A 13,204-nucleotide genomic window follows, 5' to 3' on the forward strand; every position below is an offset into this window, starting at 1 on the left:
AAAAACCGAAGCATGATTAGACGCTAAACGAGGTAATTTTCTTATCCAGCTCTTCGGCATTGTTTTGCATCATTTCTGATGTTTCCAGCAATTCGGTCACCACAACAACCGATGCCTCAACCAATTCACGAACATTGGTTAAATTTTGGCTCATTTCTTCCGCAACAGCGCTTTGCTGACTTGCAGCAGAAGCGATTTGGAAGTTCATATCATTAATTTGTTGAACTTGCTCAACAATTCCATCCAATTCAGAACCGGCATTGGTGACTAGTTCGACACCATCCGCGGCCTCTACCACACTCTTTTCCATCAACTCGACAGCTGAATTTGCACTCTCTTGCAATTGGGAAATCATGTCTTGGATATCAACTGTTGCATGCTGAGTGCGCTGAGCTAGATTACGGACTTCATCGGCTACAACCGCAAAACCGCGTCCAGCTTCACCAGCTCGAGCCGCTTCAATAGCTGCATTCAATGCCAATAAGTTGGTTTGCTCAGAAATGCCGCGAATCGTGCCAACCACACTACTGATCGCTTCAACACGCTCTTCTACTTGGCTTACAGCACCAGCAGATTGTGCGATATCTTTCGATAAATCGCTCATTTTGCCTACAGTACTTTTTACAAACTGTTGTCCCGCCGATGCTTGATGTGAAGCATTTTCCGTCAATTCAGAGGCATTTTGTGCGTGCTCAGCAACCGTTTGAACCGTCGATGACATCTCACTCATCGCCGACGCTAGCTGATCAATCTCGTTGAATTCTTCTTGAGCCGACTCTTTAGTTTCAGACATGCTCAGAGCCATGACCTCAGTTAAACCAGTTAGCTCTTGAGAAGCATCGATTTGCGTTTTAATTAAATCATTAAGTTGTAAACGCGCTTTTTCAAGTTCTCGCGCTACATCGCCGTACTCATCTTTACAATCCATTTGGATCTTTTGCGAAAGATCGCGGCGCGCTAAATGATTAATTGCGTCATTAAGATACTGAGTTTGGCGCAACATGACACGTGCTGCGAACAATAACAACACGACAAATACGACAATCATAGCGCAGGTTTGCCACGCTACTTGTACCAGGTAGTTCTCATAATGATACTGAGCTACTTCCGCATTTTTAGTTGCTGCTAACAGTGATTGATAAAAGGTGTGAGCATCCCAAAGCTGCTTGGCAATAATCAGCACCGTACTGAAGACCATTAACATGATCATTCGAGGAACCAATCTCACATCCGTGATGACTCGTTCCCATGGCTTGAAGGCCATCGTTGCCATTCGTAATTCTCCGATTTTGTATAGTTTTATTATATTTGCTGACAGTTACTAACGAATTATTTTGAGGTTCGTAGGAATTGTGTGAATAGTATCAAAATTGGCAATTACTTGATGAGACTATTCTCTCTAATTGCTTGGGGAAATGTCTGAAATGTGATCGCCCACTTATCTTATATTAGCGACATGGATTCCATTTATGACACAAAGGAAATATGCAGCCCATTTCACAAACAGCCATGTGATATTGAAAAAAGAAACAAGGTAAAAGGCTACTTTATTGTGCCTAAAATGCAAAAGGAGAGCTTTCGCTCTCCTTGACAAATTTTACTTACATTCAATCTCGCCAATATGGCGCGGCATCAAAGCCAATCAAACGAGTTTGTTCCATTGCATGCAAAATGGAATTTTCTTGACGAATAAGCCAGCGATTGAGTTGTTCTTGCTCGTCACCTTCCAAGTGGTAGATAAACTGCTCTAGAGGTTTAAGCATGAGTAAGTCATCGATACCATGCAACAAGTCAGCCCAAGGCAACCGAAATGACTGGCATTCATCGCCATCAAACAACGCAGCAAAACAGATACCAGTATAAAGGTTACGTGTTAGCCGGTATTGTTGATCAATGTATTCCTGAGCTGTCAGGTTTTTCTCTGGAGGGAACACTTCGAGCAACTCAGTCCAAGAACGATCAAGCTGCTTAACGGCAAAATCATGAATGGTGAAGGACATTTTTTCGCGTGCTTTATCATCCAGAAAAGGTTGCCAACCGCGCGTTAAAATCCAACGGCTCAAATCCAATAACAGTGCTGTATAACGCCCAGAGTTAATCAAACGCAACATCTCATCTCTATCAGGTAGAGCATCAAAACGTTCTTTTAACCCGGCAAGAAGAAACTTGCGCGCATCCAATTTACGTAACGCATATCCCTTATCATCAAGAAGAGAGGTAATACATTGGTAGTCTTGGAGCCAGCGTAATTCATCTTCAAGCCACTTGAGCTCTTGACGCACCACGGCACTGGCACGACGAGGGATAATACCGCCATAAACCGTCAATGTTTGACGAATAAAACTGACCGCAGCACTCACTTGCAGTAAAGCCTCCAAAGCGCTTTGCTCTAGATAAATTTGCTCATGACGATGCCAATGCGCTAATGCATGCTCCAACGATTTTATCAAACATGATTCAACAGTATCTGAGGCTTGTGTAGCAACCATCTTTAGTGAACGAACGTCATCACCTGGGTAGTTTTGCGCTAAACGGTAACCTCTAGCCGCCTTACTTAAGTTCCCCAGACGCATGCCGCCATGGTCACTCAGTTGGCGAGCTAAAGTAAATAGCGCTTCTGTTTGCCCTGATTTAAGCTCCAGCTCCACCTCACAAATTGGGTCAGTTGCTTGACCTGCTTCAACCATACCTTGGTCAAAGGCAATTTCAACTTGGCTACCATCAGCCATGCCAACCAGCCAAGTTTCTCGTTGAAAATTGGTTGAAAATAGTGGAACAAGTTCGCTCTGTAGTGTCGTAATATCACGACCATCAGGCCAAATATCGGAAGGATGTAATGAGAGATCAGGGTCGTTGCTGTGGTGTTCAGCATTATATTCAGGTCGAGAGTGCAACCCGGCGACTACCCGACCTGCGGTTTTGACCGTTTGCACATATACATCATCAAAACGGCGAATACGTAAGCCGATATCATGCAAACGCAACCAATTGTCGGAAGTATCAAAATAAGTATTGCCTAAATCACGACAACTATGCTGAAGTACTTTGGTTTCAGAAATTTTCCGGCGTAAAACTTCTGAAAAATCAGGAGAAACAAAAAACTTCAGTTCTATCTCGGTTTCCATAGTTATACCTTTCGAAGCAGATAACGACAGGATATTGCCTAATCGGCACTGGAGCAAGAGAGAAATATCGTGCTTTTGATGATCTAAAACTATTTTAAACGGGCGACGAATGGGTTAACATGCGCGCCTTTATAGCCAACGCTCAACATTTCGCCATAAATGGCTTATGTTTATTTTAGGTTATAGCAATTAGGTTGAATGACCATGCCAGTAAATACAATCATGGGGTTATTTGCAAAGTCCCCCATAAAGCCTTTGCAACGACATGTCGTTTGTGTGAATGAATGTTGCTCTCACCTTGTCAACTTCTTTGAAGTTTGTAACAAAGGAGATTGGGAGAAAGCAGCAGAAGTTCGCGCTCAAATTTCTCATCTCGAGAAAGAAGCCGACGTACTAAAACGAGAAATTCGTCTAAAACTGCCACGTGGTCTGTTTATGCCAGTCGATCGTACTGACATGCTCGAACTACTAACTCAGCAAGACAAATTAGCTAACCTCGCCAAAGACATTTCAGGCCGTGTATACGGTCGTCAACTTACCATTCCTCAGCCACTTCAAGAGAACTTCATCGATTATGTGAAACGTTGCTTAGATGCAGCAGAACAAGCCGAGAAAGTCATTAACGAGCTTGATGAACTGCTAGAAGCGGGTTTTAAAGGGCGTGAAGTCACTCTAGTTGCTGAAATGATCAACCAACTGGATGTAATCGAAGACGATACTGACAATATGCAAATCCGCCTACGCCAACAATTAATGGCAATGGAAGCGGACTTAAACCCTATTGATGTCATTTTCTTATATAAGATTTTTGAATGGGTTGGTGGTATTGCCGACCAGGCTCTGCGCGTTGGCGCTCGTCTGGAAGTCATGCTATCGCGCTCATAGGTATAAAAGTTAACCCAATAACAAAGAGTATTTGAAATACATTTATTTAGCCCAAGTAGGCGTGATAACCACGCTAACGGGCTAAACGCGTGTCTAAAAACATGAATGCTCCGCTTGTTATAAACAACTAGGTATTACGATGGATATCCTTGCGAACTACGGCACTGTCCTGATTTTAATTGCAGCAGCTTTTGGTTTAATGATGGCGATTGGCATTGGTGCCAATGACGTTGCAAATGCTATGGGAACCTCCGTAGGCTCAAAAGCACTAACCGTGAAACAAGCAATCATTATCGCAATGATTTTTGAATTTGCTGGTGCTTACTTAGCTGGCGGTGAAGTAACTGACACGATCCGCAAAGGGGTGATTGAAACCTCTCTATTCACGCAACATCCTGATATTCTTATCTATGGTATGCTATCTGCCCTACTTGCAGCTGGCACTTGGTTATTGGTTGCCTCATACATGGGTTGGCCAGTATCCACTACGCACTCGATCATCGGTGCTATCATCGGCTTCGCTTGTATTTCCGTTGGCACACACGCTGTTGACTGGGCCTCAGTAAAAGGCATCGTTGGCAGTTGGATTGTCACTCCTATCATTGCAGGCTTCTTCGCTTACATTATATTTGTTAGCGCTCAACGCTTGATTTTCGATACTGAAAACCCGCTGCTTAATGCAAAGCGTTTTGTGCCGGTTTATATGTTTATTACCACCATGGTTATCGCCTTGGTTACCATCAAGAAAGGTCTGACTCACGTTGGCCTACACCTAACAGGTTTGGAATCTTGGGGCGGCGCAGTTGCAGTATCTGCAATCGTAATGATCGGCGGCTATATCTACATTAACAAACGTTTTTCTAATCGTGACAACAAGCAAGGTTTCAACGGCGTTGAAAGCATTTTTAGCGTATTAATGGTAATTACTGCTTGTGCTATGGCATTTGCTCACGGGTCAAACGATGTCGCTAATGCGATCGGCCCACTGTCTGCCGTAGTTGCAACCGTAAATAGCATGGGTGTGATCGGAGCGAAAAGTGAAATCGCATGGTGGATTCTTCCACTTGGTGGGGTTGGTATCGTCGTTGGCCTTGCAACACTAGGTCACAAAGTAATGGCGACAGTAGGTACTGGTATTACTGAACTAACACCAAGCCGTGGTTTCGCAGCACAGCTAGCCACTGCATCAACAGTTGTATTGGCTTCTGGTACTGGTCTTCCTATTTCTACTACACAAACACTTGTTGGCGCCGTTCTTGGTGTTGGTTTTGCTCGTGGTATTGCAGCACTTAACCTAGGTGTAGTTCGCAACATCGTTGCTTCTTGGATTATTACTCTACCAGCGGGGGCACTGCTAGCCGTTGTGTTCTTCTATGCAATTCAAGGCGTTTTTGCCTAATTGATTGAGTCAGTGCTCTGTTAGTGCACTGTTATTATTGACTCAAATCCACATAAAGGGAGGCTTAGCCTCCCTTCTTTGTTGCATGGTTAGCAGAAAATTTTTACTATCAGGGTATCTTTATAGAATCGCGACACAAGCGCAAACCTCAAGCTAAGGGATTTACTGTGAAAAAACTGCTCTGCATGGTCCTATTTTCGATACTAGCAGCTCCGGCACTTGCTCAAGACCGCTACATTTCAGATGAACTGTTTACTTACATGCACTCAGGCCCAACCAACCAATACCGGATTATTGGCAGTGTGAATGCTGGGACAAAAGTAAATTTGCTGGAAGAGAACAAAGAAACCGGATTTAGTAAAGTTGTAGATGACAAAGGCCGCACAGGCTGGGTAGAAAGTACCTATATTACAAAAGAAGTAAGCCGCGCAATTCGTCTACCCCGATTAGAAAAAGAATTGGCATCGGTAAAATCAAAATTATCAACTGCAAGCAGTGATGCTGACAAAGAAAAAGCCATTTTGGAAGACGCATTAAAAGTGCGTAACAAACAAATTTCTGAATTAGAAAAGAATTACGGTGATATCAGCAAACAACTGACTGATTCGCAATCTGAAGTTCGTCAACTGCGTGCGAAACTGGACACTCAAAAAGAAGATCTACTACTTAAATACTTCACCTACGGCGGTGGTGTTGCGGGCCTAGGCCTCATCTTCGGTTTGATTCTGCCGCACATTATTCCAAGCCGTAAGCGTAAACCAAACGGCTGGGCATAATACCAGCAATTGAAGATCAACCTGACAAATGAAAAACGGTCCGTAACTACGGACCGTTTTTTATCCTCGCCATTCATACAGTGCAGGAATTTCGATCAGGTCGCCCTTAAAGCGAATAATCGTACTTTTAGGTTTGATTTCCACCAACGTGATATCTGTACCCACACTATCCCCTTGCCGATATTCCACACCATTAATTTTCACCCAGCGACGAGTGGGATCAGAGGTATAAACATGGGTTTGAAAATTTAGCGCTGGCAGTATTCCTTGATACTCATCTTCATGACGGCGTAAGTCCATCGCATCTTGATCTTGCTCCGGAGTTTGCACTGAACGTTTCTCACTTTTGATCGCCGCTTCTACCTTTGATTTCATCGATAACGATAGTTTACTTAAATCTAAGCTTTTGAGCGCATCCTCGGCAGATTGACTCGCTTGACTCTCTTTAATTTCATCCGGTGATGGTTTGGGCACACTCGTGTTAGCCACTATCGGACTATTATCACTATGACTAATGACAAGCGGCGGTTGTTGTGAGTTTAATTTAGTCTCAGAAACCACATAGGTTGATTTAAGCCCTGAAAACTGAGGATAAGGCACAACGTGATACTTCGCGTCGACATACTTAATCGGCGGGCTCTGGGTAGATAATTGGTGAATGTCATCCTTACGCTGTGCAACTGTATCAATTGTCAGCCAACTTGAAGTCGCTACCAGCGGTATCATCAATAAAGCTACGCAGCCTGATTTGGTATTCATCCAGTGAAGATTAAGCGTCGACATGAGTTAGCTCCTCTAGCTTTGGAGCATCTTCTTGGCTCATTTCCTCAATTTTCTGTAGGGTGCGATTACCTGCTACACCATCAACATTCATATGTTGCCAGCGCTGAAATAGCTCTACTCTATGCTGCAGTTCTTGGTCAAACTGGTTGTCCGAACGCAAAGGCATTTTTAATAACATGGCCAGTTTATTATCAAGTTCAGCGACATCATCGCCTTGCATTCCTAGCTTGAGAGTGCGATGAAACATGCGCTTCCACACTAAGGCATATTGCCCATGCCAATATGATTCAAGCCACTGTTTTTCAATCTGGAACTGCTGTCCATCAATTAACACATCAACCCAATCCCCACGCCAGTGGGATAATACAACATAGCGAGCAGCCCCATTCACTTCCAACTGAAGAATAACGGGCATTTTTAATTCAGCAATGTCATCCCAGTCGCCTTCACGTGTTTCGCATTCCAATTGAGATGGTGCATCATCCTGACACATTGTATCGACGACGGATGCTTGATAGCCCCATAAACCAAACAAGGCGGTAACCGCAGGCTCTCTCTCACTGGCTTTTTCAAGCGCGCTCATGATGGCTTTTGGTATCTGCACTTGTTCGATTGGCTGAACCTTAGGTGGCAACGGATACCAACTATCGACAAGGTTTGCAGAAAACAATGGCCACACCAGCGTTAGCAGCACCGATAAACCAACGCCAACAGCTAAAGAGACAAGCCCTGGCACTGTCGATTTATTCGTGGAGGCTTGATAAACGGTCGATTGAAAACTCATGATTTGAGCGGTCGCCTGCTTAACACATTCCACCGTAAGCGTCTTTTGTCCAGCTTGATAGGCCGCCTTTAAGGCCGCATCACACACCAGATTAATCAAGCGAGGAATACCATGAGTTTGAGTGGCTAGCCATTTAATTCCACTATCGGGGAACAGTTGAGCGTCACCACCAGCACACTCCAAACGAAACTGGATATACTGACGAACTTCATGCTTATCTAATGGCAGAATGTGGTAACGAGCTGTGATACGTTGCGCCAATTGGCGCAGTTGTGGCATTTGCAGCTTCTCTTGTAATTCGGGTTGGCCAACAAGTAGCACCTTAAGTAATTTGCGCTGTTCGGTTTCCAAATTGGTCAATAAACGCAGTTGTTCGAGCACATCAGGGGCAAGGTGCTGAGCCTCATCAATGATCAGCAAGACCTGACATCCTTGTGCCTCTTGCTCAAGCAAATACTCGCCAAGAGACTGACTGAGCTGTTTTAAGGTCGCCTGTTCGGGATAACTTACCTCAAACTCATCGCAAATCGCCTCTAGAAGCTCTCGCTCAGAAAAAGTAGGATTTAGAATAAAACCGCAACGAGTTGTATCGGGCAAGTTAGCTAACATGGCTTTGGCCACTGTGGTTTTTCCCGTGCCCACTTCACCAGTGAGCATGGCAAAACCACCACCATCACCCAAACCCGATTGCAAATACGTCATCGCTTCTCGGTGACGATGACTAAGAAATAGATAGCGGGAGTTTGGCACAATTGAAAACGGCAATTCGTTAAAGCCAAAAAATTCCTGATACATGTGCTCTTCTCTACCATTACAACTAGTCGCAAAGTATCATTGCCGACTATGTTTATCCAAATGTAATAACGATTTTTGAGGTTTTGTGGTGAAAATCTACTTAGTTGGCGGCGCCGTCCGCGATCAATTACTGCAACTTCCAGTTCACGACCGTGACTGGGTTGTGGTTGGCAGCACCCCGCAAGCTATGTTGCAATCAGGCTATCAATCGGTAGGAAAAGATTTTCCCGTTTTCTTACATCCGCAAACCAAAGAAGAATACGCCCTCGCCCGTACGGAACGCAAAACCGGCGTTGGTTACACGGGCTTTGATTGTTACTTCGCCCAAGATGTAACTCTTGAAGAAGATTTAATGCGTCGCGACCTGACTATCAACGCAATTGCCCAAGACCAAGATGGGAATCTCTATGACCCTTATCGAGGCGAACAAGATATTCGTGAACGCAAGCTTAGACACGTCTCCAGCGCCTTTGTAGAAGACCCTCTGCGCGTCCTGCGGGTCGCTCGTTTTGCAGCAAAACTGCACCACCTCGGTTTTTCGGTCGCGAAAGAAACCATGGAGTTAATGCGAGATATCGCTAACTCTGGTGAACTGAATCATCTTACTCCAGAGCGAGTCTGGCAAGAGTGGCATAAATCTCTGACAACACCATCCCCCGAGAAGTTTCTAGAAGTACTTCATGAATGTGGTGCATTAGCCGTTGTATTACCAGAAATTGAAGCACTTTTCGGAGTGCCACAACCAGCACAATGGCATCCAGAAATCGATACGGGTCTTCACACTCTAATGGTAACAGAACAAGCATCAAAGCTAAGTAAGGATGCTCAAGTACGCTTTGCCGCGCAAGTGCACGACTTAGGCAAAGGGTTAACGCCACCAACTGAGTGGCCCAGCCATAAAATGCATTGTCATACCGGACTTACTGTTATTCGTAAGCTCTGTGAACGCATTCGAGTTCCCAATGAGTTTCGTGATTTAGCACTAAGTGTTTGCCAACACCACACCAATATTCACAATGCATTGCAGCTCAAACCCCGCACTATCGTAAAAATCCTCCACGAGATGAATGTCTGGCGACGCCCTGAACGACTGGAGCAAATACTCGTTTGCTGTGAAGCGGATCATCGTGGTCGACTCGATTTAGAGCACATTGAATACCCTCAACGCCACTACATGACACTGGCTTACCAAGCCGCTCTTGAGGTCAAGCCACAGCCAATCATTGCCGATGGCTTTGTGGGTAAAGATATTAGTGAAGAGCAGCATAGAAGGCGTATTGAAGTGGTGAAACTATTTAAGCAGAACTACCTCAACGCTGAATGATCACCCGCGACAAGTCAAGGGGCTAAATAACCGTTCCTAATTATGCTCCAGTTTTACTCATCAGGCGGATGCTGATAAGCATCCCCCTCTTTGCCAAAGATGGCAAAGAGGGGCCCATAAAAAAACGCCCCCAATGGGAGGCGTTTATTAATCATGTATCAGAGCAAACTTAAGAATTAAGCTTGGCCTTTGATTTCTTTACGACCGTTGAATGGTGCACGTTCGCCTAGAGCTTCTTCGATACGGATTAGTTGGTTGTATTTAGCAACACGGTCAGAACGGCTCATAGAACCAGTTTTGATTTGACCTGCAGCAGTACCAACAGCTAGGTCAGCGATAGTTGCATCTTCAGTTTCACCTGAACGGTGAGAGATAACTGCAGTGTAACCAGCGTCTTTAGCCATCTTGATAGCAGCTAGAGTTTCAGTTAGAGAACCGATTTGGTTGAATTTGATAAGGATAGAGTTAACGATACCTTTATCAATACCTTCTTTAAGAATCTTAGTGTTAGTTACGAATAGATCGTCACCAACAAGTTGGATTTTGTCGCCAAGAAGTTCAGTTTGGTGTTTGAAACCTTCCCAGTCAGATTCGTCTAGACCGTCTTCGATAGAAACGATTGGGTATTCGTTAGTTAGACCTTCTAGGTAGTGGTTAAATTCTTCAGAAGTGAAGATTTTGCCTTCGCCTTTAAGGTTGTAGTTTCCAGCTTCTTTGTCGTAGAACTCAGATGCAGCACAGTCCATAGCTAGAGTGATATCAGTACCTAGAGTGTAACCAGCAGCAGCTACAGCGTCTTTGATTGCAGCTAGAGCAGCAGCGTTTGATTCTAGGTTAGGAGCGAAACCACCTTCGTCACCAACAGCAGTGTTCATACCTTTAGCTTTAAGAACTTTAGCTAGGTTGTGGAACACTTCAGAACCCATGCGGATTGCTTCTTTGATAGATTTAGCGCCAACTGGTTGAATCATGAATTCTTGGATATCAACGTTGTTGTCTGCGTGCTCACCACCGTTAAGGATGTTCATCATTGGTAGAGGCATTGAGAATACGCCAGGAGTGCCGTTTAGTTCAGCGATGTGTTCGTATAGAGGCATACCTTTAGCTGCAGCAGCTGCTTTAGCGTTAGCTAGAGAAACAGCTAGAATAGCGTTAGCACCGAAGTTTGATTTGTTTTCAGTACCGTCAAGGTCGATCATGATTTGGTCGATTGCAGCTTGGTCTTTCGCGTCTTTACCTACTAGAGCTTCAGCGATTTGGCCGTTTACAGCAGATAGAGCTTTAAGAACACCTTTACCTAGGAAACGAGATTTGTCGCCGTCACGTAGCTCAAGAGCTTCGCGAGAACCAGTAGAAGCACCAGATGGTGCAGCAGCCATACCTACGAAACCGCCTTCTAGGTGTACTTCAGCTTCAACAGTTGGGTTACCGCGTGAGTCGATGATTTCACGACCTAGAACTTTAACGATCTTAGACATTAATGTTTCCTCTCATTGAATTTAAATGTCAAAACTAAAGAGGTACCCGATAACACGGATACCTCCGTATCCTTTTATTTCAATTCACCACGCTGAAATTGACCCGCTGCTTTCACAAAACCAGAGAACAGAGGGTGTCCGTCGCGAGGAGTTGACGTGAATTCTGGGTGGAACTGCGCTGCAACAAACCATGGGTGTGCAGGGTTCTCAATCACTTCAACCAACTTCTTGTCTGCAGACAGACCAGACACTTTCAAGCCCGCTTTTTCAAGCTGTGGACGTAATACATTGTTCACTTCGTAACGGTGACGGTGGCGCTCATGAATGGTTGGATTGCCATACAATTCACGAACTTTTGAGTTATCTTGAAGGTGACATAGCTGAGAACCAAGACGCATTGTACCGCCAAGGTCTGATTTTTCGCTACGTTCTTCAACGTTACCTTCTTCGTCTACCCATTCGGTAATCAATCCTACCACAGGGTATTTAGTCTCTTTGTTAAATTCTGTTGAATGAGCACCTTCCATGCCTACAACGTTACGTGCGTATTCAATTAGTGCGACTTGCATACCTAGACAGATGCCAAGGTATGGAATTTCGTTTTCACGTGCATATTGTGCAGCACGGATTTTACCCTCAATACCACGATCACCGAAACCACCGGGAACTAAGATTGCATCAAGACCTTCAAGTAATTCAACACCTTTGGTTTCGATATCTTGAGAATCGACGTACTTAATATTCACACTTAAGCGGTTTTTCAGACCAGCGTGTTTTAACGCTTCGTTTACTGATTTATAAGCGTCAGGCAATTCAACGTACTTACCTACCATACCGATGGTCACTTCACCAGTTGGGTTCGCTTCTTCATAAATCACTTGTTCCCATTCAGACAGATCCGCTTCTGGAGCATCAATACCAAAACGAGTACAAACAAGATCATCAAGACCTTGAGATTTGATCAGTTGAGGGATTTTGTAGATAGAATCTACGTCTTTCATCGAAATAACCGCTTTCTCTGCTACGTTACAGAACAACGCAATTTTCTTACGTTCATTCGCAGGAATAATACGGTCGCTACGACAGATTAATACGTCAGGCTGGATACCAACAGACAATAGCTCTTTCACAGAGTGCTGAGTTGGTTTGGTTTTCACTTCACCAGCGGCGGCTAGGTAAGGAACCAAAGTTAAGTGCATGAACATAGTGTGTTCACGACCCACTTCGATCGCTAGCTGACGAATTGCTTCGATAAATGGTTGAGATTCGATATCACCAACCGTGCCGCCGATTTCAACAAGTACAACGTCGTAACCTTCTGCACCTGCAATAACGCGGTCTTTGATTGAGTTAGTGATGTGTGGAACAACTTGGATAGTTGCGCCTAGGTAGTCACCACGACGCTCTTTACGTAGAACGTCTGCGTAAACACGACCCGCAGTGAAGTTGTTGCGCTTAGTCATCTTAGTACGAATAAAACGCTCATAGTGACCAAGGTCTAGGTCTGTCTCTGCGCCATCATCCGTAACGAACACTTCACCATGTTGAGTCGGGCTCATTGTGCCTGGGTCAACGTTGATGTATGGGTCGAGCTTCATGATAGTCACTTTAAGACCACGAGCTTCTAAAATCGCTGCTAATGATGCTGCTGCAATACCTTTACCTAGAGAGGATACAACCCCGCCAGTAACAAAAATATAATTTGTCGTCATGTTTAACCTGAAATTGGTTGAATGAGGGAAATGGATTTCATCTGGACGGGAAATAAATATACCAGAACCCATTAATCGCCACAACGTGAAATCTATCACACTCAGTTTTTTATTTTTTGCTTCAAATCAAACTGTATTAACGC

Annotated in this window: 10 protein-coding genes; 4 read left to right on the forward strand and 6 right to left on the reverse strand. The window is 44.4% G+C overall.

The annotated features are described in order from the left end of the window. Window positions 1–16: 16 nt before the first annotated feature. Both JCM16456_RS13120 and JCM16456_RS13125 read right to left on the reverse strand, forming a co-directional pair. Window positions 17–1,273 carry a methyl-accepting chemotaxis protein gene (locus JCM16456_RS13120; protein ID WP_068715052.1) on the reverse strand — a complete coding sequence of 419 codons (1,257 nt, stop codon included), beginning with the start codon at window positions 1,271–1,273 and terminating at the stop codon, window positions 17–19. 334 nt (window positions 1,274–1,607) lie between these two features. After that, window positions 1,608–3,125 carry a CYTH and CHAD domain-containing protein gene (locus tag JCM16456_RS13125; protein WP_068715054.1) on the reverse strand — a complete coding sequence of 506 codons (1,518 nt, stop codon included), beginning with the start codon at window positions 3,123–3,125 and terminating at the stop codon, window positions 1,608–1,610. A 204-nt stretch (window positions 3,126–3,329) separates the two neighbouring features. On the opposite strand from JCM16456_RS13125, the gene JCM16456_RS13130 reads away from it, so the two are divergent. The 3 genes from JCM16456_RS13130 to JCM16456_RS13140 all read left to right on the forward strand — a co-directional run bounded on the left by JCM16456_RS13130 (window position 3,330) and on the right by JCM16456_RS13140 (window position 6,185). Next, window positions 3,330–4,010, forward strand: a complete 681-nt coding sequence (locus JCM16456_RS13130) for a TIGR00153 family protein (RefSeq protein ID WP_068715056.1) — start codon at window positions 3,330–3,332, stop codon at window positions 4,008–4,010. A 139-nt stretch (window positions 4,011–4,149) separates the two neighbouring features. Further along, complete coding sequence (locus tag JCM16456_RS13135; protein ID WP_068715058.1) at window positions 4,150–5,409, forward strand: inorganic phosphate transporter; 1,260 nt, start codon at window positions 4,150–4,152, stop codon at window positions 5,407–5,409. Between the two features lie 167 nt (window positions 5,410–5,576). Next, complete coding sequence (locus JCM16456_RS13140) at window positions 5,577–6,185, forward strand: TIGR04211 family SH3 domain-containing protein (protein ID WP_068715060.1); 609 nt, start codon at window positions 5,577–5,579, stop codon at window positions 6,183–6,185. Window positions 6,186–6,245: 60 nt separating this feature from the next. Here the strand turns inward: JCM16456_RS13140 and JCM16456_RS13145 are convergent, their stop codons facing one another. Continuing rightward, window positions 6,246–6,968 (reverse strand): general secretion pathway protein GspB, encoded by a 723-nt coding sequence (locus tag JCM16456_RS13145; RefSeq protein WP_068715062.1) that lies wholly within the window; start codon window positions 6,966–6,968, stop codon window positions 6,246–6,248. Further along, window positions 6,955–8,547 carry an AAA family ATPase gene (locus tag JCM16456_RS13150; protein WP_068715064.1) on the reverse strand — a complete coding sequence of 531 codons (1,593 nt, stop codon included), beginning with the start codon at window positions 8,545–8,547 and terminating at the stop codon, window positions 6,955–6,957. The genes JCM16456_RS13145 and JCM16456_RS13150 overlap by 14 nt, the downstream gene beginning before the upstream one ends. 88 nt (window positions 8,548–8,635) lie before the next feature. Here JCM16456_RS13150 and JCM16456_RS13155 point away from each other — a divergent pair, with 88 nt between their 5' ends. After that, window positions 8,636–9,871 carry a multifunctional CCA addition/repair protein gene (locus JCM16456_RS13155; protein WP_068716082.1) on the forward strand — a complete coding sequence of 412 codons (1,236 nt, stop codon included), beginning with the start codon at window positions 8,636–8,638 and terminating at the stop codon, window positions 9,869–9,871. A 176-nt stretch (window positions 9,872–10,047) separates the two neighbouring features. Here JCM16456_RS13155 and eno read toward each other — a convergent pair whose 3' ends face one another. Then, window positions 10,048–11,349 carry a phosphopyruvate hydratase gene (gene eno / locus JCM16456_RS13160; RefSeq protein WP_068715066.1) on the reverse strand — a complete coding sequence of 434 codons (1,302 nt, stop codon included), beginning with the start codon at window positions 11,347–11,349 and terminating at the stop codon, window positions 10,048–10,050. 74 nt (window positions 11,350–11,423) lie between these two features. Then, complete coding sequence (gene pyrG / locus JCM16456_RS13165; protein WP_068715068.1) at window positions 11,424–13,061, reverse strand: glutamine hydrolyzing CTP synthase; 1,638 nt, start codon at window positions 13,059–13,061, stop codon at window positions 11,424–11,426. Window positions 13,062–13,204: the final 143 nt, after the last annotated feature.

It is taken from the genome of Vibrio tritonius (assembly GCF_001547935.1).
In the GTDB taxonomy this organism is placed as follows: Bacteria; Pseudomonadota; Gammaproteobacteria; order Enterobacterales; family Vibrionaceae; genus Vibrio; species Vibrio tritonius.